We start from the raw sequence: 26,964 nt of genomic DNA on the forward strand, positions 1-26,964 counted from the left end.
CCTCACCTGTTACTCATTTGTTACAGCAGTTTCTTGCACGTTGCCAGAAGCTGACGCACATCGTCAATGCGCGTGTCGCCGCTTGCGCTATCGATAATCGAACTGTAGACGTGCGGGATCACTTTGCTGACGCCTGCGTCGAGCGCAATACGTACAATTTCTTCGAAGTTATTGAGATCGATGCCGCCGGTTGGCTCCAGCCAAAAGTCATGACGCGCGCAGGCTTCCGCCACCGCACGATACTCATTCACCGCTTTCAGGCCGCCCATCGGGAAGTATTTCACCGAGCTGCCGCCCATGTCCTGCAACATGGCGATGGCGCTGTCGATCGGTACAATCGCGTCGGCGTTCTTTGAGCTGCGTGGGCCGGTAGAGATTTTCACCATACCTGGCGTGCCGGTTGGTGAAATCAAACCATTCACCACGGTTTGGTTCTGGCCGAGCAGCGCACGGCTGGTCGCCACGCCGGTGAATACCTGATTGACGTGCTGCGGTTGCAGCACCGCCGAGATCTCACTCACCATCGCCGATTGATTCGGATCGCCCGCGCCCAAACCCACCGACAGCGCATTGTCGATCAGCGCTGCATACTCGCGCATATCGGCAATGGCTGCTTCATTGCTGGCGTAGTTTTTTGACAACACGCCCACCAGCACATGGCCTTCTGCCGCCTGCCAGATCTCTTTGGCGTTCTGCTTAGAACCGGCCAGTACGTTGAGGCACAGGCGATCCTGATAGAAATTAGGGTTCAGACTCATGCGCGTTTTCCTCCGCTGATCAACGCCTGAATAGCGCTAAAGATGATGTGCAGCTGATCGGCGCTAACGCTGCGCACATCGGCTTCGATAATGCCTTCGTTGGCTTTGTAGCCACGGAAATAGATGGCGATGTCGCCGGTTTTCAGCGCCTGCACCAGTTCGCCGGTCGGCCAGCCAGTGATCGCTTCATCAAACTTGATTTCGGCACGCGCAATATCGCGTCCCGCTGCATCCCACACCACGCGCGCGCTGACGCCGTTCAGCGTGTTGAGGTTGTCAATGAAAGGCGTCATGTTGGCGACCATCTCAGCGCCGGTGGTTTTTGGCTGCACCAGATAGTTTTCAATCGCTTGTGTCAGACCAAGAATGCCCTCTTTGCCGACTTTCATCGCGCGGCCAATGCCGTTGCTTTGACGTTTCACCCACTCAACGTATTGCGTACGACCAATCACTAAACCGCTGGTCGGCCCTTCAATCGCCTTGGCGCCGCTGTAAATCACCAGATCCGCACCCATTTGGTAGTAGCACTGCAAATCTTCTTCTGCTGCTGCATCGACGATCAATGGAATGCCGTGTTTGCGCGCCACAACCGCCGCCTGCTCCACGCTGAGATGACTTTTCTGCACGCAGTGATGCGATTTGATATACAGCAGCGCCGCCGTGGTCGGCGTGATCGCCGCCGCCAACTGCTCGGGCGAACATTCGTTGCTGTAACCGGCCTCGATCAAACGACCGCCGCCGAGCGCCACCATGCTGCCCACCGGCGCGCCGAAGTTCACGTTATGCCCTTTAGGCACCACGATATCGTGCGGCACGCTGAGCGGCGCGGCGTGCAGGTTCTCCAGCAGCCAGTCGTTATCTTTCACAATCACTGCCGCCACGCTCTGCGCAATGCCCGCCGAGGCGCACGACACCACCACCGCGCTTTCCACCTCCAGCAGTTTGGCGATGTAAGCGCCGGTCTTGTTGACCAGATCTTTCATCTCGAAGTAGTGATTCAGACCATATTTGACGGTATCCACCACATCCGCAGACGGCGTGGAAACGCCGAGAATGGTCATGCGGCCCGAGGCGTTGATGACCTGCTTCAGGTCATATTTTTCATAAATCGAAGACATGATTCGCTTTCCCTTCATCAGTCAGATGCCAGTGACCGGCGATAACCACGGCCTGCGGCAAAATGTGTTGCTGACCCAAAACCTGTTCGCCTTCAGCATCGACGAACCGGCGGGCTTCCTCTTTGACGGTAAAAATGGTCAGGTCGGCGTCATAACCGGCGGTTAAGCGCCCTTTGCCCGCCAGACGCAGGCCAGCAGCGGCATTAACGGTGACGCACTCGATGATTTGCGGCAGCGTCATACCAATGCTGAAGAATTTCGACATCACGTGCGCCAGGCTATGTACCGGGCCGTTGATGCGGTTACGGCAGTAAATGTCGGAGCTGATGGTGTCGGGCAGAATGCCCTGCGCGATCGCCTGACGCGCCACCTCAAAACTGAAGCTGGCGCCGCCGTGGCCGATATCCAGCTTCACGCCGCGCGCGATGGCATTTTTCACCGCCGCTTTCAGCTCGCCTTGCGGCGACAAGATACGATTCGGCTTGCCGTTAAAGCAGTGCGTAATGATGTCGCCGGAGGTCAGCAGATCGGCGATCTCTTCCAGCACCGGCGGGTTGTTGCCGATGTGCACCATCAGCGGCAAATTACCGGCCGCTTGCTGAATCGCCTTTGCGCGCACCAGCGGCTGAATGCCGTTCTCGCCCACAACGCTGCTGCTCATGCGCGCTTTCAGGCCGACGATAAAGTCCGGACGGCGCTTCACCGCCTGCACCACCGCATCGCCATCGATCTGCGCCATATCGGCCAGCTCGTTCTGCGTCACAATGCCGGTGCGCGAAATGTTGATCAGCGCACGCACTTCAGTAGTAGCCGAACGCGTGAGCTGATAAAAGTCGTCGATGTCATCAGCGCCGGTGCTGCCGGCATCCACCACTGTGGTGACGCCTTGCGCCATGCCAATGGTGTCGGCGTCGTCGTGATAAATTGGGGATTTGGGATAACAGTGCACGTGGCTGTCAATCCAGCCAGCGCTGACGTAGTAACGTCCCGCGAGATCGCGCTCCTGCTGTGCCGGGCCGCTTACCTCGCCGACGGCGGCAATTTTGCCGTGCTGGATGGCAATATCCACCAGCTGTTCGTCGCACAGACGTGCGCGGCGCAGAATCAGATCAAACATGCTTACTCCTTACTCATTAAGGTGCGCATAAATGCGCACCCTACGAAAATCGCTCCAACCCGCCGTAGGGTCGCCATTCATGGCGACCGTCCAGCATCAGAGAGAGATTGGGAACATCGCACCCAACACCATCGCGCCCAAAATCGCGCCGCCGGTGATCGGCTTATTCCACAGGTAAAACAGCAGCGCGCCCACCAGCGAACCGAGACCAATCGGAATCGACGCAGCCATAGCCGACAAGATAATCAACGGCCCGAGGAAACGGCCTGATGCGTTACCCGCGCCCATCATCACGTCTGCGCCGTAGGTTGAGTCGCTCTGATTGATGGTGAACTTACGCGCCAGGATGATCAGATAACCAATCGCTAAGCCCACCACCAAACCGGTGGCCAGTGAAGCGGCGAAGTTGGCGACCGGGAACACGATGCCTGCACCGAGCAGCAGCGCAGGTACGCCAAGGCCGACGCCGGTCTGGATCGCGCCGCCGATATCGAGAATCCCCACCAGCGAACCTTCGATGATGCGCGCGAACAGGAAGCTGGCACCGAACGCCGCCACCGCGCCGTACACGCCGGTTTCCATACCGGAACGCAGCATCGAGACAAACGCCACTTCGTTAAAAGCACCAATGCCGTACAGGTAATACATGTGCGTACCGGCAAACACGCCGGACGAGAGCAGGCCAACAAAAATCGGGAAAGACCAGTCGGCGTACCAGAACCCTTTGTTTTCGGTTTCGTTCATGCTGATGGCTCCTTATTTGCCGCTGACGCTGTTGTGAATCATATCCAGCCAGCCCGGAATACCCAGTTGGAAGGATTGCAGCAGTTTCATGTCGAAACCGCGGAAGAAGCCGCTCAAAGCAAATAGCAGCACGATGGCAAACATCATCACCTTGGTGACTTTGTTCCAGCCGCTCTCTTCCACACCTTTACCGATCAGGATACCCAGCACCAAACCCGGTACGGCGTTACCCATGATCAGCTGCGCCAGGCCGCCGAAGATGGTGGCCCAGAAGCCGGATTTCTTACCGGCATCAATCGCTGCCAGCCAGAAAATCACTGGCATCACGGTGTTCACCAGCAGGTTCGCTGCCGGCACCAGCACTTTCACTGCGGTGACCTGCAAGGCCGCCGGAACTGCAGATGCGGTGCTGTTAAGGAAGGCCACTACAATCATGCCGATAATGCCGCAGGCAATCGCCATGCGTTTCGGGTTGTGCAGCGTTTCCGCCACGTTGCGGTTTTTCACCATCAATGCCGCCGCGCCCCAGTTCGGCAAAATGCGGTGATCGACGTCTTGCGTGAAAGAACCCGCTGCAACGGATGATGCCCAGGCGTTAAAGAAGAAGCCGAGACCAAAGGAGAAGTGCGATGCTGGATCGCCTTCACAGGAATTGAGTTCACCCAAGGTACGGAACGCGCCCATACCTTGCGTGGTCGGTGCGTGGAACATGCGCGCTGCGCCCGCTCCCACCCCGACGCCAACCAATCCACCAATGATTAACGACTTAAACAAAATGATTAAAAACATGTCGTCGTACCCTTGTTGTCGTTTTTATTAAGTCGCTATGAAGTCCACCTTGTCGGTGTCGATCACAGTGACGCTGACGGTAATTTCCAGCTCAACGCTGTAATTGCGTCGCTCACGCGCGAGGAAGAAGAACAAGAATTTTTCCTTGCGCACGCTTTCCTGCGCGCGCAGCACCCGCACATCCATGGGTTCAATGCGCAACAGAATCTTTTGGCTGGTGCGCAGCACTTGCTGCTGCACCTTGCTCAGCGCATCGGCAAAGGCTTTTGATTTACTGTCGCCTTTGCCCTGCACCGTTACCTGCGTCTCGTATTGCTGTTTCATACTTAGCTGCCGTGTTTTTTAGTCCAGGCCTGCACCAGACGCTCACCCAGCTCTTCTTTATCCATAAAGCCGAAGCCCAGCACGGTGGCACCTTCATTGATGGCGGTAACGCCTTCGTCAATCGAACGCATGCCGTGTTTGGCTTTGTAGCCATATTTGTTCTGCGCGGTAATCGCACCGGCGCCGCCGCTGCCGCAGAAGGAGATGCCGAAGTCAGCGTTTTCCGCTTTCATTACGTCGCCCAGCTTCATGTCGGCTGCCACGCCCGGCACCACCACCGCACGACCACCGGCTTTCTCGATGCCCGCAGCTACTTTCTGACCTTTACCCAGACGATCGCCAATCACTACAGTTACCATGTTGAATTCCTTAAAATTTAAGCTTCGTTTGCACGTGCAACTTCAATATGTACGGATAACAGCCAGGCTTCCTCTTTGGGCAGATTGCCAAACAGATCTACCACCTGCTGCGCCAGCGCCATGGTTTCCGGCGAGATATCTTCAAACAGCTCAGCTTCTACTTCCGGCAGCGCTTCGCCCGTCAGGGAGCGCGATGCCATCGCCCGGACATGCGAAGCCAGCATCTGCTGCTGCACGGCGTTGGCTTCGATGTGATGCGCGGCGTAGATCGCTGCTATTTGGCTTAACACCTTATCCGCCAGCGCCTGAATCGCTTCCGGCGTGCTCTGTTTCAGCGGGACAGCTTCACTCCTCACCTTGTTACTCCTGTTTACAGCGTACAATTACAGATAATTCGCGTTGAAAAGAAATTACGCTTTCCGCTGGAGGCTGTTGAGACGCATCTTTTCCACCTCAAAGTGGAAATCCCACGGGCGAGTGTGCGCCAGATCTCAGGACGCACGAAGTGTGCGAAACCGGTCACAAAATGCGAGAAATGATGGATTTACATGGATTAAAGCGGTGAGGAGGCAAGAAGGAATAAGGCCAGCCGCAGGGCTGGCCGGTTTATCAGCGGAATTTCTTATGGTTAGCGTTGCGAATATCTTCCAGTTTCTTCGCTTCGGCCTTGGCTTCGTCCAGCTTGTTGGCTTGCGCCAGCTGATCGACCACATCGATCTGAGCAATCAGAGAATCCAGACCGGCGTGATAATCCTTGATCTGCGCGCTATCGGCTGCCTGACCTTCCAGTTTTTCCGGCGTGGATTGCTTAGCATCCGTCGCCGCCTGACGCATTTTACCCAATGCAGTATGCATTTCCTGCGCGTCGGAGGTTTTCTTCACCACGCTCAGACCATCTTTAAGCGCATCCATATCTTTTTCTAAATCGGCCGCAAACACGCTAGCCGAGGAGAACAACAGCGATAACGACAACACTGCAATCACATGCTTATTACGCATTGGTATTTCCTTTTATTATTGTCGGGCCAAAAAAAAAGCAGCCTTGCGGGCTGCTTTCAGAAAGCGATGACTCTTATTGTCCGGCGATTTTCATCTCCGGCAGCAGCACCGAACCGCATTGTATATTGCTGCGGGTTTCAATGTCGTTACCGACGGTTACCATATTGAGCCACATATCCTTGAGGTTACCGGCGATTGTGATCTCGCTCACAGGATATTGAATCTCACCATTTTCCACCCAGAAACCGGATGCGCCGCGTGAATAGTCGCCGGTCATGCCGTTGATGCTAGAGCCCATCATCTCGGTTACCACTAAACCGGTGCCCATCTGCTTCAGCATGTCGTCAAAGCTGTGGCCCTGGCCGGCAATACGCCAGTTGTGGATGCCGCCCGCATGGCCGGTGCTCTGCAAGCCCAGCTTGCGCGCCGAATAGCTGGTTAACAGCCAGTTCTGCAGCACGCCATCTTTAATGATGTCACGCGATTGGGTGCGCACGCCTTCGCTGTCGAACGGCGTGGACGCGAGGCCTTTCAGCAGGTGCGGATGCTCTTCAATGGTTAGCCACTCCGGCAGAATCTGCTTACCGAGCGAATCGAGCAGGAAGGTCGATTTGCGGTAGACGCTGCTGCCGCTGATCATGCCCACCAGATGACCAAACAAACCGGTCGCCACTTCCGGAGCGAAGATCACTGGCGCTTTCATGGTCGAGAGCTTGCGCGGCGCCAGACGTGCCAGCACGCGGCGGGCGCACTCGGCACCGACCCAATCGGCGCTTTTCAGATCGTCAAAAGAGCGGCCAATGGTGTACGCGTAATCGCGTTCCATGTTGCCGTCCTGCTCTGCAATCACGCAGCTGGAGAGCGAATGGCGGCTTGAGCAGTAGCTCTGCAACATGCCGTGGCTGTTGCCGAAGACTTTGATGCCAACGTGGCTGTTGAAGCTGCCGCCTTCGGTATTGGTGATGCGCTTGTCAGCTTGTAATGAAGCCTGTTCTGCCTGAGCGGCCAGTTCGATAGCGCGATCGGCATCGATCTCCCACGGATGGTAGAGATCGAGATCCGGCGCTTCAAACGCCAGCAGTTCGGGATCGGCCGGTGCGCCGAACGGATCCACAGAGGTGTAGCGCGCAATGTCGATCGCCGCCTGCACGGTGCGTTTGATCGCATCCGGGCTGAGATCGGTTGAAGAAGCGCTGCCTTTGCGGTTTTGATGGTAGACGGTGATGCCGAGCGCACCATCGCTGTTGAATTCGACGTTTTCCACTTCGCCATAGCGGGTACTGACGCCGATGCCGGTGGTTTTCGTGACCGCCACTTCAGCGCCATCGGTGCTGGCTTTTGCCAGTTCCAATGCCTGCGCGACAGCCTGTTCCAACACTTTACGTTGTTCTGCAACCTGAGTAGATACGTTCATCGACCTGCCGTCTAATCTTAAGTATGAATTGTTTGAGTCTATCAGACTCAGAGAACAATTTCGCAGTCGCCCGATAAACTGGTAGGATTAGCCTCTTTTTTTTGGGAGCCAAGAGATGACCAAGCAGCCCGATGACTGGCTCGACGATGTGCCGGATAATAATGACGAAGAAGACGAAGAGATTATCTGGGTCAGCAAAAGCGAAATTAAACGCGATGCCGAAGAGCTGAAACGCCTTGGCGCCGAGTTAGTTGATCTGGGGAAAAACTCCCTCGACAAGATTCCACTCGACGAACAACTGCGCGACGCGATTGAACTGGCGCAGCGCATCAAGAAAGAAGGCCGCCGCCGTCAGCTGCAGCTGATCGGTAAGATGCTGCGTGCCCGCGATGAAGATCCGATTCGTCAGGCGCTGGATAAGCTGAAGAACCGTCACAACCAGCAGGTTGCGCTATTCCATAAGCTGGAGATGTTGCGCGATCGTTTGATCGAGCAAGGTGATGACGCGGTCGCTGAGGTGTTTAACCTCTATCCGCACGCCGATCGTCAGCAACTGCGCAGCATGATCCGCAACGCGCAGAAAGAGAAAGCCACCAATAAGCCACCAAAATCCGCCCGCCTGATTTTCCAGTATCTGCGCGAGCTGGCAGAAGCTTAAGCTTTCTGCGGACATGAAAAAGGTCGGCATGAATGCCGACCCTACGATGTCCTGTTGTAGGGTGGCCATTTATGGCCACCGCACAATCACCGCCCTAACCGCTCCAGCAGTTTCTGGTGAATACCACCAAACCCGCCGTTACTCATCACCAGAATCGAATCGCCTGTCTGGGCTTTCTTCGCCACCATTTCCACCAGCGTATCGATATCCGCGCTCCACTGCGCCGGCTGAATGCACGCCTCGGCCACATCGGAAACCTGCCACGGAATATGGTGCGGCTGGAACAGGAACACTTCATCGGCGCGACCCAGCGATGGCGCTAACTCGTTCTTGCTCACGCCCATCTTCATGGTATTTGAACGCGGTTCCAGCACCGCCAGAATGCGTGCCGTGCCGCCCACTTTGCTGCGCAGCGCCGCCAGCGTGGCGAGAATCGCAGTCGGATGGTGAGCAAAATCGTCGTACACCTTGATGGCATTCACTTCACCACGCAGTTCGAGACGACGACGGGCATTAATGAAGCTGCTCAGCGCTTCACCCGCATCCACCGGTTTCACCCCAACATGACGCGCCGCCGCAATCGCCATCAGGCCATTGTGCATGTTGTGCTCGCCCACCAGCGCCCAGTTCACTTCGCCAACTTTCTCGCCGTCGAGCCAGATCTCCCAATGTGACGAGTCCGGCGTCAGCTTTTTCGCCTGCCAGTGGCCGTTATCGCCCACGCTTTCCTGCTCGCTCCAGCAGCCCATCGCCATCACTTGCTTGATGTTGTTGTCGTGCTCCGGCAGCAGGATCTTGCCCTGGCCCGGGACGATGCGGATCAAGTGATGGAACTGCTTCTGGATGGCGCGCAGATCGTCAAAAATATCCGCGTGATCGAATTCGAGGTTGTTGAGGATCAGTGTGCGCGGGCAGTAATGCACAAACTTGGAACGCTTGTCGAAGAACGCGCTGTCGTACTCATCCGCTTCGATGACGAAGAATGGACTTTTTCCTAATTTTGCCGAAACCTCGAAGTTTCCTGGCACACCACCGATGATAAAGCCCGGTTCCAGGCCGCAGGCCTCGAGAATCCACGCTGCCATGCCGGCGGTGGTGGTTTTGCCGTGGGTTCCCGCCACCGCCAGCACCCAACGATCGCGCAGTACGAAATCGTGCAGCCATTGCGGGCCGGAGAGGTAAGGAATGTTGCGTTCCAGTACCGCTTCCACACAAGGATTGCCGCGCGTCATCGCGTTACCAATGATCACCAGATCCGGTTGCGGATCGAGCTGGCTGGCATCGTAACCTTCTGTCAATTCAATGCCTTGCTGTTCCAGCAACGTGCTCATCGGCGGATAGACATTGGCGTCTGAGCCGGTAACTTCATGTCCCAGCGAGCGTGCCAGCATCGCCAGTCCGCCCATGAAAGTGCCACAAATCCCGAGGATGTGAATACGCATAAAGAGATCCATTACTCAAAAGTTCGGCGCACAGTGTAACGCCGAGTTGAGAGGGAAGAAACGGATTAGGACTATGGTTTTTAAAGTTCAATCGGCTAAACTGCGCTCATACGTTGGTAGCTTGTTACAGCTGCTGCCACTCCATCGTAGATGCAGGGAATGTGTTATGAAAACGTTAGGCGAATTCATCGTCGAGAAGCAACACGACTTTCCACACGCCACAGGTGAACTGACGGCGCTGATTTCTTCCATTAAGCTTGGCGCTAAAATTATCCACCGCGACATCAACAAAGCGGGTCTGGTGGATATTCTGGGTGCCAGCGGCGTGGAAAACGTGCAGGGTGAGCAGCAGATGAAACTCGATCTGTTTGCCAACGAAAAGCTGAAAGCCGCCCTGAAAGCGCGCGGCGTGGTGGCCGGTATCGCGTCGGAAGAAGAAGACGAGTTCGTCATCTTTGAAGGCTCAGAGAATGGCAAATACGTTGTGTTGATGGATCCACTGGATGGTTCTTCAAATATCGACGTTAACGTTTCCGTCGGCACCATTTTCTCTATCTACCATCGCATCAGCGAGCCGGGTACGCCAATCACCGAAGCCGACTTCATGCAGCCGGGCAACAAGCAGGTTGCAGCGGGTTACGTGGTTTACGGTTCTTCCACCATGATGGTTTACACCACCGGCGTGGGCGTGCATGCGTTTACTTACGATCCGTCGCTGGGTGTTTTCTGCCTGAGCCACGAGCGCATGACCTTCCCGGAGAAGGGTTACACCTACTCGATCAACGAAGGTAACTACATTCGCTTCCCGCAGGGCGTGAAGAAATACCTGAAGTTTTGTCAGGAAGAAGACATCGCCACCAAGCGCCCGTATACCTCGCGCTACATTGGTTCGCTGGTGGCCGATTTCCACCGTAACCTGCTGAAAGGCGGCATCTACCTTTACCCAAGCACTGCCAGCCATCCGAAAGGCAAGTTGCGTCTGCTGTACGAATGCAACCCAATGGCCTTCCTGGCGGAGCAAGCGGGCGGTAAAGCCAGCGATGGTGCTAATCGCATCCTCGACATCCAGCCAGAAACGCTGCATCAGCGCTGCCCGTTCTTCTGCGGCAACGACGCGATGGTGGGCGACGTTGAACGCTTCATCCGTGAATATCCGGACGACCATTCAGCGTAAGTTAAGTTGAGTTATAACAAGCCCGCCTCCGTGCGGGTTTTTTGTTGCTGCGCATAAATACGCACCCTACGAAGGCTGAGCCGCTACTACGCGGAATTGCGCCATCGAATCCTGCAACTGCTGCGACTGCGCTTCCAGCGATTGCGTCGCGGCGCTGGCCTCTTCGACTAACGCGGCATTCTGCTGCGCGGCTTCATCCATCTGCGTTACCGCCTGATTCACCTGCTCGATACCGCGACTCTGCTCTTCCGAAGCGATGGAGATCTCTTTCATCAGCGTGGTGACACGCATCACTTCGCTGGAGATCTCATCCATGGTTTCACCGGCGCGCGTGGCCATATCGCTGCCCTCTTGCACCCGCGTCTGCGATTCTGCAATCAGCTCGCGGATCTCTTTGGCGGCGGTAGCGCTGCGACCGGCCAGCGTGCGCACTTCATTGGCAACCACGGCGAAGCCGCGCCCTTGTTCACCTGCACGCGCGGCCTCAACCGCAGCATTCAGCGCCAGGATGTTGGTCTGGAAGGCAATGCCATCAATCACGCTGAGGATGTCGCCGATGCGATTGGAGCTTTGGGTGATCTCCTGCATCTTCTCCATCACGTAGCCAACCACTTCGGCACCACGATCGGCGCTGTCAGAGACATTGCTGGCAAGCTGATTGGCCTCTTTGGCATTACTGGCATTGAGACGCACGGTGGCGGTGAGCTGTTCCATGCTGGCGGCGGTTTGCTCCAGCGAGGCGGCTGACTCTTCGGTACGCTGGGAAAGATGCACGGTGCCAGCCGCTAACTCGCGGCTGCCCACATCAATCTGCAAGCTGGCTTCACGTACCTGACTGACCGAACTGCTGAGCGCCAGCTGCATATTCGCCAGCGCCTGATTGAGACGACCTAACTCATTCTTTCCGGCGGCTGGCAGCGGCTGTGATAAATCGCCCGCCGCAATTTGCTCCAGATGCAGAATTGCGCCGTCGAGTGGACGCAGCAGCAGACGACGCAGCAGTTGCCAGGCCAGCGCAATCAGCAGCAAGGTCAGCGCCACGGAAACGCCAATCAGAATCTTCAGCTGCAACTCATCATGCGCGGCCTGCGCCAGACGCGCCGCCGAGACTTCATTGGCGTAGACGCTGAAATCATTCACCGCTTTCGAGTAACTGGCCGCCAGCGCCGACTGTTTGCCTTCCAGCACCTGATAATACTCATCGGTGTACTGCTTTTTCAGGGCATCAATCATCGGCGTGATGCCCTCTTTCTCGTACGCGTTGTAGGTCGCGACGACGGCGTCAGCCAGCGTTTTGCCGTGAGCGGTGACCGTGCCGGCGTCCACAAAGGCCTGCAAATACTTATGAGAACTTTCTACTGCCGCCTGGGTTTGTTTGGTGACAACATCGCCGTCATCCAGTAAACCAATTTCAATTTTACGCACCGCCAATGCAGCGTTGGCGCGAGCGCGCATCAGTTCGGAACGACTTTGATACAAGGCGTTGAGCTCAATTCCCTGTATGCGGTTGAGCGCATCCAGTGATTGATTGCCTGCGTTGATGGCCGAGATGCCCATCGCGCTGACTGCCAGCAGCAGCAGCGTCATAAAAGCCAAAAGCGTGAGTAATGCAGTACGAATTGATAGCTGTTTGAACATGATTATCCCCGTTTGCAAGAAAAGGCAGAAATCCGCTGGCCCTAAAACGGAAAGATTATCGGCAGTTGATCGCGGAAACTTTATCCATTGTTGATGGTCAATTGGCTGACGATCACTCAGACTTCACTTTTACTGAACTCTGCCCCAGCAAAATTTAAGGATTGAAACGATGAAAAAATGGCTCCCGATGGCGTGTTTGTTGGTCAGTGGTTTTGCTGCAGCGCAACAAAATCCTATCGATCAGCAGCTCGAGCAGTGTCTGAATAAGGAATCCAGCACCGCCGGCATGTCTCAATGCTACGGCACGGCCAATAAAGCCTGGGATAAAGAGATGAACGCGCAGTACACCCAAGCGATGAAAAAATTAACCGGCGCGCCTAAAGACAAATTGCGCAACGCCCAGCGCGCGTGGCTGACTTATCGCGACAGCTGGCTGGATGCCAGCCGCAGCTATTTTGTTAGCAGCCAGGGCACGATGGCCGCGCTATCGGTCGGTGCGCAGGGCGTGAGTCTGGTGCGCAATCAGGCGCTGATGTTGCAATCAATTAACAAAGGCAGTTGCACCAACCCCGACGATTGTTGATTAATGTAAGCGTTTAATACGCTTAGCGCTGGCATCGGCCAGCGCGCCCATTAATCTGCAGGGAGAAACCATGGCTGCTTATGCCTCCACCATCATTCTTGTTTGCCTCGCCGTCCTCAGCTATTTCGTTCATAACAGCGCCGTTACCATTTCGATTCTGATCCTGCTGGCGATTAAGCTCACTCCGCTGTCGCAATTCTTTCCCTATGTGGAAAAACAGGGCATTCAGATCGGCATCATCATCCTCACCGTTGCGGTGATGGCGCCGCTGGCCAGCGGCACGCTGCCGGCTTCTTCGCTGTTGAAATCGTTCGCCAACTGGCAATCGATTATCGCGATTGTGGTGGGCGTTTTTGTCGCCTGGCTCGGCGGACGCGGCGTGAACTTTATGAGCGTGCAGCCGTCGGTGATTGGTGGGCTGTTGATTGGTACGGTGATTGGCGTGGCCTTCTTCCGTGGTGTGCCGGTCGGACCACTGATTGCTGCGGGGATCGTCTCGCTGTTTGTCACGGCGAAGTAGCGCCTTGGAGCATTCCGAAACGCCAAAAAGGGGGCATACTTTCAGAGTCAGTTGGCTATAATAGCCGTCACTCAACATATGACTAATGAAGGAAAGCCAGATGAGTTTGAACCAGGTGCCTGCAGGTAAAGAGTTGCCAGAAGATATCTACGTTGTCATTGAGATCCCGGCTAATGCCGATCCGATCAAATATGAAGTCGACAAAGAGTCTGGCGCCCTGTTTGTAGACCGTTTCATGTCTACCGCCATGTTCTATCCGTGCAACTACGGTTACATCAACCACACGCTGTCTCTGGATGGTGATCCGGTTGACGTGCTGGTGCCAACCCCGTATCCGCTGGTGCCGGGCTCAGTGATCCGCTGCCGTCCCGTTGGCGTGCTGAAAATGACCGACGAGTCTGGCGAAGATGCCAAACTGGTTGCGGTTCCGCACACCAAACTGAGCAAAGAGTACGATCACATCAAAGATGTGAACGACCTGCCAGAACTGCTGAAAGCGCAGATCACCCACTTCTTCGAGCACTACAAAGATCTGGAAAAAGGCAAATGGGTGAAGGTTGATGGCTGGGACAACGCAGAAGCGGCCAAAGCTGAAATCATCGCCTCTTACGAGCGCGCGCAGAAGAAATAAGCCTCTTTTCTGCCATGCATAAAAAAACACCGTCCATTGGACGGTGTTTTTATTTATGCCTCTGTTTCGCCATCTCGCCTTAACCAGTCACCGCTCGCGATATGCGTGCGACCCGCGACTGAGCGCTGATAGACATACAGCCAGGCACTGCCGTAAGGCGTCTGAATAAGCTGGCGTTTGTATTCGCCATTTTTGGTGCGCAAGGCATCAAGTTCGCCAAGCGTGCTGGCGTCAATGCGATACACCTCGCAATAGACGCTGCCTTCTCCTTCTACCACGCCCGGATAGTGACCCAGATTGTAGAGATCAAACCCCACAATCTGATGGTCGCCGAGCCACTGCGCATTCGTCATCCAATGACTGTTTCCCTGTTTGCGCCGTAAACTGCCATAGACAATTATTCGCATTGCTAAAACTCAAACTGATAGAGCAGATCCAGTGCCTGATCGAGACCCGACACGGCTTCTAAATAGAGTTTGGGCATCAGGCGATAACGCAAGGTTAAGGTCGCCAGTGAATCAAATATGCCAACACCGTATTTTACTTGTAGACCCGGTAACACGTAACCACTCACCTGCACCTGCTGGCTATCGCCTACGCCAGCGGTATCAACCGCAAGATTACTGACACCGAAGGTCTCGCCGATTTTACCCACAACCTGACCACTTTGCGCAACCCCCAATCCAACAAGCGCTGAAGTTAATGCGTTACTGTCGCCATCGCTGTTGAGTCCCTGGCCGCGTAACAGGTAGGAAAGTGCTTCCTGCTGCGACATCGCCGGATCGGAGAACACTTCCACTTTCGGCTCATCCGCCAGGCCGGTTACTCGTAATCCGGCTGTGACATCGTCTTCGGTAGCCTCAGGATTACGGATCGCCTCGAGGTTGACGTAAGGCTGATCCGGCGGCCCAGCGAACTGCAGCTCACCTTTACGCACCACCAAATCCTGACCATACGCATGGAAGCGGCCGGATGGGATATTGATCTGGCCGTTTAATCCCAAGCCATTTTTATCCTGCACCAGTTTGAGATCGCCATTCAGTTTGGCTTTCAGGCCAAACGCCGAGAGCCGCACATCATTACCGACGTGGATCACAAGATTGCTGTTGATCGGAATCGCGGCGGTTTTCGGCTGAATCGGTTTGAGATTTTGATCCAGCATCACCTCATCAGAGGAGACGCCGGTAGCGCTTTCCGGCACTTCCTGCACGGTAATGCGCGCCCACGGAATATCCACTCTGCCGTCGAGGCTGAACGCAGCTGGCGTGGCTTCAAATACCAGATCCGGCGAAACATCCATGCGCACCATCGGCGGCACGGTGACGCGGATGCGGCTGCCTTGCGCAGCCACGCGCGCGCGCCAGTTATCCAGCTGGCTCCAGTCGGCGTTACCGCTCAGGTTAAGATTGCCCTGCGCCGTCTGAATCATGCCGTTGAGCGTTGAGCTCATGCCGTTGAACACCATGTTGAGATTGGCGGCGGTGAGATCGACCGGCATAAAGCTGCCGTCGACATCCACATCGCTCAGCCCCAACTGACCAAACACCTGCGGCTGCTGCAGCGTGCCGCCAAGGCGCAGATTGCTGTTCAGATTGCCTTTGATCTTCTCGCCCTGCATCAGCGCCGGATTCAACATCGCCAGCGAAATATTGCTGATGCCGATGTTGCCCGACAGCTGACGCCGATTCTCAGGATCGGCGATCTGCACATTGCCGCTCAGCTGGCCGTTGTTGACGATATGGATCAGCCAATCAAGCTGGGCGCGACCGTTACGCAGCGCGGCATTCAGGTTCAGCGTATCGAAGGCGATAGGCAAGCTGTTGCCCTGCACGTCCTGCTCCACTTTCACGCCGCTGCCTTTCAGCGCGACCGTGCCGGTTGGCAGCGCGCCGTCGGCGGTCCAGTTGACGCGCGCATCACCGCTGAAAACACCGTTTAGTTTGGTGGCATCGGTGAGGAACGGTTTGATCATCGCCAGATCGAAGCGATTGAGCACCACATGCGCATGTCCGCTGGCACCGGCTTCAATCGGTTCCGGTACGCACAGCTGCGCGTTCGGATTCTGCCAGCAGTGCGGACCAATGGTGGCGGTTTGCTTGCTGTTGAGGTAATCAATCGCCATCGCCCGCGTCAGTCGCCATTCGCCTACCGGCGTGTCGAAACGCGTGTTGTTGAGATTGCCCTGCCAGCGCTCGGTTTTGCGATCAAAGCTGCCGTTCAGCGCCAGCTGACCGGAAACCGGTTCGCCCTGTACGTCGAGCTTCAGCTGATGCTGCTTTTCGTTGCCGTCGGCGTTCAGCGTCAGCAGATTCACTTTCAGCGCATCCTGCTGCAGTTGTTCCACACGAAGTTGCAGCTTACCGGCGATTTGATCGCTGGATTTCACATCGCCCTGCAACGCCACGCGACGGATTTGCAACTGCTGCCAGCGCAAACCGGTAGCGGTGAGATCGGCCAGCAGCTGCGGCGCCTGCAAAGTACCGCGCGCTTTGACGGTGCCTTTGGCGACGCCGCCCAGGCCCGGCAGCGCGTTATCCAGATTTGGCGCATCAATGTTGGCATCGAGGTTAAGCGTGTCGCCCAACTCGCCCTTCACGTCCAGATGGTTGCGACCCAGCGCAATGTTAAGGCCAGGCACTTTCCACTGGTTATAGCTGTTGCCGCTCAAGGTACCTTTGGCGCTTACCGCGTTCTGCTTGACGTTCCCTTTCAGCTCCAGCTGCGGCACGTTGAGCTGCCATGTTCCGCCGTACAGGCTGCCGCGCGTGGCAATTTTGCCATCCAGCTTGGCTGGCCAATCCGGATACTGTTTGGCGGTGTTGATGCCGGAGAGCGTCAATTCGCTGCGCCAGCTGATGGCTTTGCTCCAGTCCACCAGCGCCGTCAGATCGATATTGCCCTGCAGCGCCGCTACGCGCAGCTTATCCAGATTAAACTGCTGCTCGGTACCCTTGCCGTCCAGCGCAATAGTCGCGGGCGGCACGCCTTCGCCTTTCACTGCGGTGCGCAGCGACATCACGTAATCGGTGGCTTTGCCTTTGAACTGATAATCGAGATTATCCGCCTGATACTGCACCGCGCTGGTGAGCGGCCAGCGCAGCTGCGGGCTGGTGAGTTTCAGTGCCAGCGGCAAACCGGCAACCGCAAGTTGCGTGGTCGCATCCAGCTGCGCACGCACCGGACCGGAAAGATTCAGCCCGAGCTTCAACTCGTCACGCATCGCGCCCGCAAGGTTCATTTTGATCTTCTCGCCCTTGATCGGGTCGAGATTGAGCGTGCCGTTAAGCGCGAAATTCACCGGCCAGTTATCGGCCAATGTCGCTTCACCGCTGGCGTTCACCTGCCCTTGCGGCGAATCGATATCGAAGGTTTCCAGCTGCAGATGGCGATCGGCGGTTTTGGCTTTTAATAACAGACGCGTGATTGATACGTCGGTATCACCGGTAATGCGCAGCTGTTCACCCAGCAGCTCCTGCACGGTGATATCCAGCGGCAGCTGGAAATCCGGCATGTCCGGTAACAGCGGCTTAGCAAACATCGCCTGCAGCGTTTCGCCCAGCGGCTTTTCATCCGGCTGCGGCTGCTGCACTTTTGGTTGCACCACTTGCTCATCTACCACTTTGGCCGCTTTAGGCAGCGCAATCAGCAGGCTTTGGATATGGGTTGGCGTCAGCGTCAGCGCGCGATCCTGCCACTGCAGGCCGGTGGTGAAATCGAGCAGGGAAATCGCCGTGTCATCAACTTTAACGTTGATGTTGTGCAGCCCAACTTTGCTTAACGTGATCGGATACGGCGTGCTGAGATTGGTGCTGCCGCTCTGCTCTTCCGGCGGCGGTGCGCTGGCCGGTGCCATTTTTTTGCTATCGACCACTACGCTGACATCCTGCAGCGCGATGTCATTAACACACACTGACGAATGCAGCAGGCAGTTGAGATTCAGCGCCAGATGGAAACGTCCAGCATCCACACTGACGCCCGGCATTTCATACTTCACGCCGCTTAGCGTCAGGTCGCGCCAGCCACCTTCAACCTGTTTGATCGACAAACCTGGCACCCAACGATCGGCGCCTTTCAGCAACAGATGCAAACCCGGCGTGGTGCCAATCAAAAACGCGATGCTGCCCAACAGCAGCACCAGAAAAATACCGATGCCAATCAGGACCTTTTTCCACAGCTTCATAGTTCAGGCCCCAATCCTACATAAAATTGCAATCCATGCTCCTTGTCGTCGCCAATCGGCCGCGCGATATCAAACTTGATCGGCCCTACCGGAGATGACCAGCGCACGCCGAAGCCGGCGCCGGTTTTCAGGTTGCTCTGCTTGATGTCGTTGACCGCTTCACCAGAATCGACGAACACCGCGCCCCACCATTTGCCGGTCACGTTGTATTGATATTCAAGCGAGCCTGTGGCCATTTTCGAGGCGCCGGTCAGCTTACCGTTATCATCACGTGGTGATACGTCTTTGTATTTGTAACCGCGAATACTGCGGTCGCCACCGGCGAAGAAGCGCAGATCCGGCGGCACTTTGTCGAAGTCGTTGGTTTCGATCCAGCCAACATTGCCGCGCGCCACAAAGCGATGCTTATCGGCGAGCGTGCGAATCCAGACGTTTTGCGCCTGCAGGATGACGAAATCAACGTCCGAACCCCATGTGGTATCCGACACATCCACCGAGTAACGCTGCGAATCGCCCCACGTCGGCATCAAACCGCCGCGCGAACGGGTGCGGTTCAGGCTGACGCCCGGATAGAGCAGCATGGTGGTGTTGGTGACGCTGGCCTGGGTAAAGTGATCGAGGCTCCAGCGCAGGTTAATTGCTTTCTGCCAGCCGCTGCTGCTGTCCCAGTTACGCGACATCGCCAGCGTGGTGGTATCGGCTTTGGTGTCGTTGAGATCGGTGCGCTTCACGCCGCCGGAGAAGGTGTAATACTGCTCCAGCGGACTTTTCAGCAGCGGAACTTTGTAGCTGAGATCGAGCTGCTGCTCCGGCGCAGAGACGTAGGCGCTGGCGGCCAGGCTGTGGCCGCTGCTGTTAATCCACGGTTTTTTCCACGTGCCTTTAATGCGCGGCCCGACATCGGTGGAGTACCCGACGCCGGTTTCAATGGTGTTTTCCACGCGTGGCGATACCACCGCATTCAGCGGCAGCACTTTGGTTTGACGGCCTTTATCAAATTCAGGCGCGACCACCACCGAGTTGAACCAGCCAGTTGCCGATAAGCGGCGGTTGAGTTCCGCCAGATCGCGCGAGCTGTAGTGATCGCCCTTTTTGAACGGCACCAGATTTTGCAGATAGGCTTCGTCGATTTGCGAGCCCTGGAAACCGACATCGCCAAAGCGGTAGCGCGGGCCGCTATCGTAATTGATGTCCCAGAAGGCTTCGCGCCGTTCAACCGAAACGCCAAGCTGGCTTTGCTTAAAGTCACCGTCGAAGTAACCATTACGCAATGCCAGGCTGGAGAAGCCGTTTTTAAATTTGTCGTAGTCGCCGTGATTGAGCTGCGTACCGACTTTCGGCGTGCCCTGTTTGACCCATGCTTGATAATCTTTGTCAGTGCGGGCTTCACCTTCAATCACGATGGTGCTGCCGCCGATCTTGACTGGTTCGCCGGGCTTGACGTGCGCGATCAATACCGGACGACCACCTTGTGGCGGTGCCGGGCGCGATTCGAAATCGATCTCGGGTTCGTAATAACCCAGCGCACGCAGGCCTTCTTTGATCGCTTCTGCAACGCGCGCCTGGAAACGCCCGTCGTTCGACACCTCGTCAGTGCCGATAGTGGACAAGCGTGCCCTGACGTTCTTCTGTAAATCCCCGGTAAGACCGTCCAGTTGCAAGCGCACTTTGGCTGCCTCAACGGCAGGTGCAGCAAGCAACAGGCTGGCCAAACAATAAATATGAAATCGTGGCACACGTACTCCTGTTAATAATGCCGGCCCCTATTCCGCAGGGGCGTTTATTCTCTGGAAGGGTATCATCACCGCGCGTGTACCCATCAGCATAGCCGCCTTTTTTCTGCCCATCGGCGTAAACCCAGCGACTAAGCCAAATTGTGACCTATTGTCGGTAAATGGGGGGAGCGATACAACTGCCACGCCATTCTTCTGCGCCTGACAGCCGCTCACTCGGATTAATCCGAGCGCTTATCATGCCCCTATAGCGGCATGATAAGCGCTGCTGCTATAATCAGCGACCAGCAGGCCTCGCCTGCACCTTTTTCTGCCCCGACGTTAACCTTATCTTGTCGATATGGCGCAGACATTTTTGGCACGGATAGCCTGTTTGACTGGCAAGTACCGGATGTACGCCCACTCCCGCGCTGCCCAGGCCAAAAATGACAAGTGATTAACCCAACGGATCTTTTATGCTCGATAGCTTGCTTGTCATTCTTTTACTGATAGTCATCAGTTCATTTTTTTCCCTTTCGGAGATCTCGCTGGCAGCCGCCCGTAAGATCAAGCTGAAGCTGCTGGCTGACGAAGGCAACATCAATGCCCAGCGCGTGCTGAAGATGCAGGAACAACCTGGCATGTTCTTCACCGTGGTGCAGATTGGCCTGAATGCCGTGGCGATTCTCGGCGGTATCGTCGGCGATGCCGCCTTCTCGCCCGCCTTTAATAGCCTATTCAGCCGCTTCGTGGCACCCGAATTGGCTGAACAACTCAGCTTTATCTGCTCCTTCACCATCGTAACCAGCCTGTTCATTCTGTTTGCTGACCTGACGCCAAAACGCGTCGGCATGATTGCCCCGGAAGCGGTGGCGCTGCGCATCATTAACCCGATGCGCTTCTGCTTAGTGGTGCTGCGTCCGCTGGTGTGGTTGTTCAACGGCCTGGCGAACGTCTTCTTCCGTCTGTTCAAACTGCCGATGGTGCGTAAAGACGACATCACCTCCGACGATATTTATGCGGTGGTCGAAGCCGGTGCGTTGGCGGGTGTGCTGCGTAAGCAGGAACATGAGTTGATTGAGAACGTGTTTGAGCTGGAATCACGCACCGTGCCGTCATCGATGACCTCGCGCGAGAACGTGGTGTGGTTCGATTTACACGAAGATGAAACCACGCTGAAAACCAAAATCGCTCAGCATCCGCATTCCAAATTCATTGTCTGCGATGGCGATATCGACCACATCGTCGGTTATGTCGATTCCAAAGAGCTGCTGCTGCGTGTGTTGGGCAATCAAAGCCTGACGCTGAACAGCGGTGTGAATATTCGTTCTGCGCTGATTGTGCCGGATACGCTGACGCTCTCCGAAGCGCTGGAAAGCTTCAAAACCGCCGGTGAAGACTTCGCGGTGATCATGAACGAATACGCGCTGGTGGTCGGCATCATTACCCTGAATGACGTGATGACTACGCTGATGGGCGATTTGGTGGGCCAGGGTCAGGAAGAGCAGATTGTCGCGCGTGATGAGAACTCATGGCTGGTGGAAGGCGGTACGCCAATTGATGACGTGATGCGTGTGCTGGATATTGATGATTTCCCACAGTCTGGCAATTACGAAACCATCGGCGGCTTCATGATGTACATGCTGCGCAAGATTCCGAAGCGTACCGATTTTGTGAAGTTTTCCGGCTACAAGTTTGAAGTGGTGGATATTGATAGTTACCGCATCGACCAGTTGCTGGTCACGCGTATTGATGAACGCCCGCCGGTGCTGAATGTGACCAAGAATGCGCTGGATGAAGCAGAGTCATCCTAGGGTCGCCATTCATGGCGACCAACCAACAATCGCATAAAAAACTGAGGGCGCCATCGGCGCCCTTTCTTATGCTTACTTAGTTGTACTCGGCTTGCAGCCGCAGCACCTGGCGATTGATTTCTGACATCACGCTGAGATGCTGTTTATCTTTGACACGCGGCAACATCACTTTGCCCTTATCAAACTCGAACGCGCCCACATCCTTGATGTACAACCTTCCTCTAAATAGCGTTTTTACATATTTCGCAATTTGCAGCGGATTATAGCGCTGGAAGATCTTCATGCTGTTTAACTCCTGAAAATGTTTAATACGCTCCGTCGTGACCAAATTTGGTACGAACCCATGAAGCGCAAATGAGGCATAACTATAGAGCATCCTTTCTTACCAATGTTCCGAAAAGGTGAATTATTTACTGAATTGACACATCATTACAGAATACTCTGTTATCAGCCTCACGAAACTCAGTATAAACCTTCACTCATTATGGAATTGTGGCATAGGTTGCAAACCTGTTAACTCATTGCGACAGACGCATCATCCATGCCTAATATTGCAGGAACATGAACAACTGGTCGGATCACCAAGGAGTTTGATAAATGCGTTTGAGACACACTGTGATAGCACTGGCACTACTGCTGCCTGGCCTGGCTTCGGCACATGCATTCAAACTGGGTGAACGCGTGCCCGCTGTTGGCGTTAACGACAAAGGAGAGCTGGTTTATCAACAAGATGAAGATAAGTTTAGCTACAAATCCTGGAATAGCGCGCAGCTGAGCGGAAAAGTTCGCGTCATCCTGCATATTGCCGGTCGTTCTTCTGCGAAAGAGCAGAACGCGGCGTTAATTGAAGCCATCAAAGCCGCGCATCTGCCGCACGATCGTTATCAAACAACCACTATCGTCAATACCGACGATGCGATTCCTGGCACCGGCATGTTTGTGCGCAGCAGCATTGAGAGCAATAAGCAGCAGTATCCGTGGTCGCAGTTTATCGTCGATAGCAACGGCAGCGCGCGTCAGGCATGGCAATTGGAGAAAGGGGGATCGGCGATTGTAGTGCTGGATAACACCGCACATGTGCGTTACGTCAAAGATGGTCCGCTAACGCAGGATGAAGTGCAGCAGGCGATGAAGTTAATTCATGAGTTGTTGCAGAAGTGAGTAGAGGTCGCCATAAATGGCGACCTTACAAGTGCAATCATCCGGCGTAGGGTCGCCATTTATGGCGACCTCATGCTGATAATCATGCAGTTTTAGAAAAAGCCCCGACGCTTGGTTTGAATCTTTATGCGTAGCTGGTCGCCATAAATGGCGACCCTACAAATCTTAAAATAGTGATACGCGGAAACCGGGATTGAGGAACGATTCGCGCGGGGCGTAATCGAGGGTTTTGCCCTGCCAATCGTGGACATGCGCGCCGGCGGCAATCGCCACCGCATGGCCTGCGCCGGTATCCCAGATGTTAGTCGGCCCGAAGCGCGGATAAAGCTGCGCGCTGCCTTCGGCCACCAGACAGAACTTCAGCGATGAGCCAATTGCGGTGGTTTGATGCTCGCCAAGCTGATGCAAATACTCCTGCAACTCGGTATCACTATCAAAATGCGAACGGCTAACCACCACTAACGGTGGACGCGCTTCACGCGCATGAATCTGCGTCTGCTTGCCGTTCTCTTCTTTCCAGGCTTTACCTTCCGCTGCCGAATACATCACGCCCAGCACGGGCGCGTACACCACACCCAACACCGGTTTGCCGTTTTCGATTAGCGCGATATTGACGGTGAACTCGCCGTTGCGTTTGATAAACTCTTTGGTGCCATCCAGCGGATCGACCAGCCAGTATTTCTGCCAGTGCTGACGGACGTCCCAGCTCGGTGGATCCTCTTCAGACAGCACCGGCACCTCCGGTGAAAGCGCCGTCAGGCCTTGCACAATCACGCGATGCGCCGCGAGATCGGCTGCGGTGACCGGAGAATCATCCGACTTGCGGGCCACATCAACCGGCTCTGCGCCGTTGTAAACCTGCATAATGGCATCGCCCGCATCACGCGCCAGCTGACAAATTTTATCTAACATTCTTAACCTCTTTTCCGCTGATTCTGCCTGTCAGACACCAACCGCCAATCTGTTCTTATTTTAGCAGTTGTCATTCAACAGCCTGCGACTGCGCTGTCTGCTACGGCAATCTATATGATTATCAATACCATAGTTCATCAGCGGCGGCTATGGCGGGATGCTGAATGCGTTTTTACGGCGGCCCGGCAGCAGATATTGGATGAAAGTCCGAGCTCCATCACAAATTGAAATGATAATTCGTCATGGTTTTACATTATTTTGAGAGGCCCATTGGACCGAACAAGGAGCAAGCGATGTTCAAAGCGAGCATGTCGTTATTGGCACTCTGTATTACTGCCGCCACGGTACAGGCTGCTACGGTGGATTTGCGCATTCTTGAAACCACCGATCTGCACAGCAATATGATGGATTTCGATTATTACAAAGATACGCCGACGGAGAAGTTCGGCCTGGTGCGCACCGCCACCTTAATTCAGCAGGCTCGCGCCGAAGCGAAAAACAGCGTGCTGGTCGATAACGGCGATATTATTCAGGGCAGTCCGCTGGGCGATTACATGGCGGCGAAAGGGCTGAAAACGGGCGAAGTACATCCGGTGTATAAAGCGATGAACACGCTGGATTACGCGGTCGGAAACCTCGGCAATCACGAATTCAACTACGGCTTACCTTATCTGCAAAAAGCGCTGGCCGGCGCGCGTTTTCCTTACGTCAATGCCAACATTATCGACGAGAAAAGTGGAAAACCGCTGTTTACGCCCTACTTAATCAAAGAAACCACGGTAACAGACCGTGACGGCAAGCCGCATACGCTGAAAATTGGTTATATCGGCTTCGTTCCGCCGCAGATTATGGTGTGGGATCGCAACAATCTGCAGGGAAAAGTGCGGGTTGATGACATCACTGAAACAGCGAAGCGTTATGTGCCGGAAATGCGCGCAAAAGGTGCTGAAATAATCATCGCTATTCCGCATTCCGGTTTGAGTAGTGAGCCCTATCACGCCATGGCAGAAAATTCGGTTTACTACCTCAGCCAGGTTCCCGGCATCAACGCCATCATGTTCGGCCACGCTCACGCGGTGTTCCCGAGCAAAGAGTTTGCGGCAATTAAAGGCGCTGATATCGCTCAAGGCACGCTAAATGGTGTTCCGTCGGTGATGCCCGGCATGTGGGGCGATCATCTTGGTGTGGTCGATCTGGTGCTGAATAATGAGGGCGGCAAATGGCAGGTCGCGCAGGGCAAAGCCGAAGCACGCCCAATTTATGACAGCGCAGCGAAAAAATCTCTGGCGGCTGAAGATGCCGATCTGGTGAAAGTGCTGGAGCAGGATCACCGCGCCACGCGCGAGTTTGTTGCCAAACCGATCGGTAAATCTGCCGACGTGATGTACAGCTACCTGTCGCTGGTGCAGGACGATCCCACGGTGCAGATCGTTAACAACGCGCAGCGCGCTTACGTTGAGCACTTTATTCAGGGCGATCCTGATCTTGACCGCTTGCCGGTGCTCTCTGCTGCCGCGCCGTTTAAAGCCGGTGGTCGTAAAAACGATCCCGCCAGCTATGTCGAAGTGGAAAAAGGTAATCTCACCTTCCGTAACGCCGCCGATCTCTATCTCTATCCCAATACGCTGGTGGTGATGAAAGTCAGTGGTGCACAGGTGAAAGAGTGGCTGGAGTGCTCAGCGGCGCAGTTTAATCAAATCGATCCGCACAGCAGCAAACCGCAATCGCTGATTAACTGGGATTTCCGCACCTATAACTTCGATGTGATCGATGGCGTGCAGTATCAAATCGATGTCACACAACCGGCGCGCTATGACGCGGAATGTACGCTAATCAACAAAGGGGCTTCGCGCATTAAGGATCTCAGCTGGCAAGGCAAGCCAATCGATCCTGATGCCACTTTCCTGGTTGCCACCAATAACTACCGCGCTTACGGCGGCAAGTTTGCCGGTACCGGCGATAAGTATGTTGCTTTCGCCTCACCAGATGAGAACCGCTCGGTGGTTGCCGCCTATATCAGCAGCGAAACCAAAGCGCATGGCGAAGTGAAACCGCAGGCCGATCACAACTGGCGTTTAGCACCGATTAATAGTACCACGCCGCTGGATATCCGTTTTGAAACCGCGCCTGGCGAAAAAGCGACGAAATTTATCGAGCAGCATGCCGATTACCCGATGAAAGCCGTGGGCATCGATGAGATAGGTTTTGCGCTGTGGCAGGTGGATTTGCAGAAGAAATGACGAATAAGGGCGGCGATTGCCGCCCTCTTGCTACTTACAGAATTTCCAGCAGCTCAACTTCGAAGATCAGGGTGCTGAATGGCGGGATAGAGGCGCCAGCGCCGCGCTCGCCGTAAGCGAGGTTGTGTGGAATCGCCAGTTCCCACTTGGAACCGACTGGCATCAGCGTCAGCGCTTCGATCCAACCGGCGATTACGCCGCTAACCGGGAATTCAGCCGGTTCGCCACGTGCCACTGAGCTGTCGAATACGGTGCCATCGATCAGTTTGCCGGTGTAATGCACGCGCACACGATCCTGACGTGAAGGGATTGGCCCCTCGCCCTGGGTGATGACGCTGAACTGCAGACCGGTTTCGGTGCTGCTTACGCCTTCGCGCTGTGCGTTCTGCTCAAGGAAAGTCTGACCTTCTGCCGCCATCGCTTCTACACGCTCACGACGCACGCCTTCAGCGCGCTCGTGCACTTCACGCAGTGCGCGATGTACCACGTCAACCGGGACGGCCGGTGAGTTCCCTTCCAGCGCGTCGCGCAAGCCGGCGAGCAGTGCTTCTGGCTGCAGACCCTGCAGTCCAGACTCTTGCAGCTGCTGGCCTACCTGTAAACCGATACCGTAACTTGCTTGTGATTCGACGCTGTCGAATGAAGGGGTCGTCATCTTGATTCCTTAATCCCGGAGA

The 26,964-nt window shown here is 55.3% G+C and carries 26 protein-coding genes; 8 read left to right on the top strand and 18 right to left on the bottom strand.

What is annotated here, in order from left to right; translation table 11 throughout:
- Positions 1 to 20 precede the first annotated feature (20 nt).
- The 10 genes from dagF to pmbA form a co-directional block, all read right to left on the bottom strand.
- Complete coding sequence (gene dagF, locus ACXIZX_RS16790) at positions 21 to 758, bottom strand: 2-dehydro-3-deoxy-phosphogluconate aldolase (protein WP_154154982.1); 738 nt, start codon at positions 756 to 758, stop codon at positions 21 to 23.
- The gene (locus tag ACXIZX_RS16795) at positions 755 to 1,876 is read right to left on the bottom strand and encodes a DgaE family pyridoxal phosphate-dependent ammonia lyase (protein WP_479404608.1); all 1,122 of its coding nucleotides are present in this window, start codon (positions 1,874 to 1,876) and stop codon (positions 755 to 757) included. Before ACXIZX_RS16795 ends, dagF begins: the two co-directional genes overlap by 4 nt.
- Positions 1,860 to 2,993: an amidohydrolase/deacetylase family metallohydrolase gene (locus ACXIZX_RS16800; RefSeq protein WP_479404609.1), complete on the bottom strand. Its 1,134-nt coding sequence runs from the start codon at positions 2,991 to 2,993 to the stop codon at positions 1,860 to 1,862. Before ACXIZX_RS16800 ends, ACXIZX_RS16795 begins: the two co-directional genes overlap by 17 nt.
- 96 nt (positions 2,994 to 3,089) lie before the next feature.
- Positions 3,090 to 3,737, bottom strand: a complete 648-nt coding sequence (locus tag ACXIZX_RS16805; protein ID WP_008103548.1) for a DUF4310 family protein — start codon at positions 3,735 to 3,737, stop codon at positions 3,090 to 3,092.
- A 12-nt stretch (positions 3,738 to 3,749) separates the two neighbouring features.
- Entirely contained in the window at positions 3,750 to 4,526 is a 777-nt protein-coding gene (locus ACXIZX_RS16810; RefSeq protein ID WP_007892190.1) for a DUF4311 domain-containing protein, read from the bottom strand.
- A gap of 27 nt (positions 4,527 to 4,553) precedes the next feature.
- Positions 4,554 to 4,850, bottom strand: coding sequence for a DUF4312 family protein (locus ACXIZX_RS16815; protein ID WP_479404610.1), 297 nt, complete (start codon positions 4,848 to 4,850; stop codon positions 4,554 to 4,556).
- Between the two features lie 2 nt (positions 4,851 to 4,852).
- Entirely contained in the window at positions 4,853 to 5,209 is a 357-nt protein-coding gene (locus ACXIZX_RS16820) for an SFCGS family glycine-rich protein (protein ID WP_008103553.1), read from the bottom strand.
- A 17-nt stretch (positions 5,210 to 5,226) separates the two neighbouring features.
- The gene (locus ACXIZX_RS16825; protein WP_008103555.1) at positions 5,227 to 5,565 is read right to left on the bottom strand and encodes a glycine dehydrogenase; all 339 of its coding nucleotides are present in this window, start codon (positions 5,563 to 5,565) and stop codon (positions 5,227 to 5,229) included.
- A gap of 253 nt (positions 5,566 to 5,818) precedes the next feature.
- Complete coding sequence (gene cybC / locus ACXIZX_RS16830; protein ID WP_061720170.1) at positions 5,819 to 6,208, bottom strand: cytochrome b562; 390 nt, start codon at positions 6,206 to 6,208, stop codon at positions 5,819 to 5,821.
- Positions 6,209 to 6,281: 73 nt separating this feature from the next.
- Positions 6,282 to 7,622, bottom strand: coding sequence for a metalloprotease PmbA (pmbA, locus tag ACXIZX_RS16835; protein ID WP_008103558.1), 1,341 nt, complete (start codon positions 7,620 to 7,622; stop codon positions 6,282 to 6,284).
- Positions 7,623 to 7,737: 115 nt separating this feature from the next.
- Here pmbA and yjgA point away from each other — a divergent pair, with 115 nt between their 5' ends.
- Positions 7,738 to 8,280: a ribosome biogenesis factor YjgA gene (gene yjgA / locus ACXIZX_RS16840; protein WP_008103560.1), complete on the top strand. Its 543-nt coding sequence runs from the start codon at positions 7,738 to 7,740 to the stop codon at positions 8,278 to 8,280.
- 86 nt (positions 8,281 to 8,366) lie between these two features.
- Here yjgA and mpl read toward each other — a convergent pair whose 3' ends face one another.
- A complete protein-coding gene (mpl, locus tag ACXIZX_RS16845) occupies positions 8,367 to 9,722 on the bottom strand; it encodes a UDP-N-acetylmuramate:L-alanyl-gamma-D-glutamyl-meso-diaminopimelate ligase (protein WP_479404611.1) in 1,356 nt (451 codons plus the stop codon).
- A gap of 166 nt (positions 9,723 to 9,888) precedes the next feature.
- Here mpl and fbp point away from each other — a divergent pair, with 166 nt between their 5' ends.
- Positions 9,889 to 10,896, top strand: coding sequence for a class 1 fructose-bisphosphatase (gene fbp / locus ACXIZX_RS16850; RefSeq protein ID WP_008103565.1), 1,008 nt, complete (start codon positions 9,889 to 9,891; stop codon positions 10,894 to 10,896).
- A gap of 66 nt (positions 10,897 to 10,962) precedes the next feature.
- On the opposite strand, the gene ACXIZX_RS16855 is transcribed toward fbp, so the two are convergent.
- Positions 10,963 to 12,534 (bottom strand): methyl-accepting chemotaxis protein, encoded by a 1,572-nt coding sequence (locus ACXIZX_RS16855; protein WP_479404612.1) that lies wholly within the window; start codon positions 12,532 to 12,534, stop codon positions 10,963 to 10,965.
- A 169-nt stretch (positions 12,535 to 12,703) separates the two neighbouring features.
- Here ACXIZX_RS16855 and ACXIZX_RS16860 point away from each other — a divergent pair, with 169 nt between their 5' ends.
- From ACXIZX_RS16860 to ppa, 3 genes are all read left to right on the top strand, one after another.
- The gene (locus ACXIZX_RS16860) at positions 12,704 to 13,117 is read left to right on the top strand and encodes a lysozyme inhibitor LprI family protein (RefSeq protein WP_479404613.1); all 414 of its coding nucleotides are present in this window, start codon (positions 12,704 to 12,706) and stop codon (positions 13,115 to 13,117) included.
- 70 nt (positions 13,118 to 13,187) lie between these two features.
- Entirely contained in the window at positions 13,188 to 13,637 is a 450-nt protein-coding gene (locus ACXIZX_RS16865; RefSeq protein ID WP_008103576.1) for a DUF441 domain-containing protein, read from the top strand.
- 100 nt (positions 13,638 to 13,737) lie between these two features.
- Positions 13,738 to 14,268 (top strand): inorganic diphosphatase, encoded by a 531-nt coding sequence (ppa, locus tag ACXIZX_RS16870; RefSeq protein WP_007892166.1) that lies wholly within the window; start codon positions 13,738 to 13,740, stop codon positions 14,266 to 14,268.
- 53 nt (positions 14,269 to 14,321) lie between these two features.
- Here the strand turns inward: ppa and ACXIZX_RS16875 are convergent, their stop codons facing one another.
- Genes ACXIZX_RS16875 through tamA form a run of 3 tightly spaced genes read right to left on the bottom strand, consistent with a single transcriptional unit; the run spans position 14,322 to position 20,184 of the window.
- On the bottom strand, positions 14,322 to 14,675 hold the full coding sequence (locus ACXIZX_RS16875; protein WP_101762883.1) for a gamma-glutamylcyclotransferase family protein: 354 nt from the start codon (positions 14,673 to 14,675) through the stop codon (positions 14,322 to 14,324).
- Positions 14,676 to 14,677: 2 nt separating this feature from the next.
- Complete coding sequence (tamB, locus tag ACXIZX_RS16880; protein WP_179452051.1) at positions 14,678 to 18,448, bottom strand: autotransporter assembly complex protein TamB; 3,771 nt, start codon at positions 18,446 to 18,448, stop codon at positions 14,678 to 14,680.
- Positions 18,445 to 20,184: an autotransporter assembly complex protein TamA gene (gene tamA, locus ACXIZX_RS16885; RefSeq protein ID WP_179452050.1), complete on the bottom strand. Its 1,740-nt coding sequence runs from the start codon at positions 20,182 to 20,184 to the stop codon at positions 18,445 to 18,447. Before tamA ends, tamB begins: the two co-directional genes overlap by 4 nt.
- Positions 20,185 to 20,636: 452 nt before the next feature.
- Between tamA and paeA the strand changes: the two genes are divergently transcribed.
- A complete protein-coding gene (gene paeA, locus ACXIZX_RS16890; protein ID WP_061720179.1) occupies positions 20,637 to 21,974 on the top strand; it encodes a polyamine export protein PaeA in 1,338 nt (445 codons plus the stop codon).
- 76 nt (positions 21,975 to 22,050) lie between these two features.
- Here the strand turns inward: paeA and ACXIZX_RS16895 are convergent, their stop codons facing one another.
- Entirely contained in the window at positions 22,051 to 22,257 is a 207-nt protein-coding gene (locus ACXIZX_RS16895) for a DUF1107 domain-containing protein (RefSeq protein WP_007892150.1), read from the bottom strand.
- A 314-nt stretch (positions 22,258 to 22,571) separates the two neighbouring features.
- On the opposite strand from ACXIZX_RS16895, the gene ACXIZX_RS16900 reads away from it, so the two are divergent.
- Positions 22,572 to 23,135, top strand: a complete 564-nt coding sequence (locus ACXIZX_RS16900; protein WP_008103585.1) for a YtfJ family protein — start codon at positions 22,572 to 22,574, stop codon at positions 23,133 to 23,135.
- Positions 23,136 to 23,300: 165 nt separating this feature from the next.
- Here the strand turns inward: ACXIZX_RS16900 and cysQ are convergent, their stop codons facing one another.
- Complete coding sequence (gene cysQ / locus ACXIZX_RS16905; protein WP_179452049.1) at positions 23,301 to 24,047, bottom strand: 3'(2'),5'-bisphosphate nucleotidase CysQ; 747 nt, start codon at positions 24,045 to 24,047, stop codon at positions 23,301 to 23,303.
- A 293-nt stretch (positions 24,048 to 24,340) separates the two neighbouring features.
- Here cysQ and ACXIZX_RS16910 point away from each other — a divergent pair, with 293 nt between their 5' ends.
- Positions 24,341 to 26,287, top strand: coding sequence for a bifunctional 2',3'-cyclic-nucleotide 2'-phosphodiesterase/3'-nucleotidase (locus tag ACXIZX_RS16910; protein WP_179452048.1), 1,947 nt, complete (start codon positions 24,341 to 24,343; stop codon positions 26,285 to 26,287).
- A 34-nt stretch (positions 26,288 to 26,321) separates the two neighbouring features.
- On the opposite strand, the gene fklB is transcribed toward ACXIZX_RS16910, so the two are convergent.
- Positions 26,322 to 26,942, bottom strand: coding sequence for a BamJ family beta-barrel-assembly machinery protein (gene fklB, locus ACXIZX_RS16915; RefSeq protein WP_008103590.1), 621 nt, complete (start codon positions 26,940 to 26,942; stop codon positions 26,322 to 26,324).
- Between the last annotated feature and the right edge of the window lie 22 nt (positions 26,943 to 26,964).

The organism is Candidatus Pantoea symbiotica, assembly GCF_056491525.1.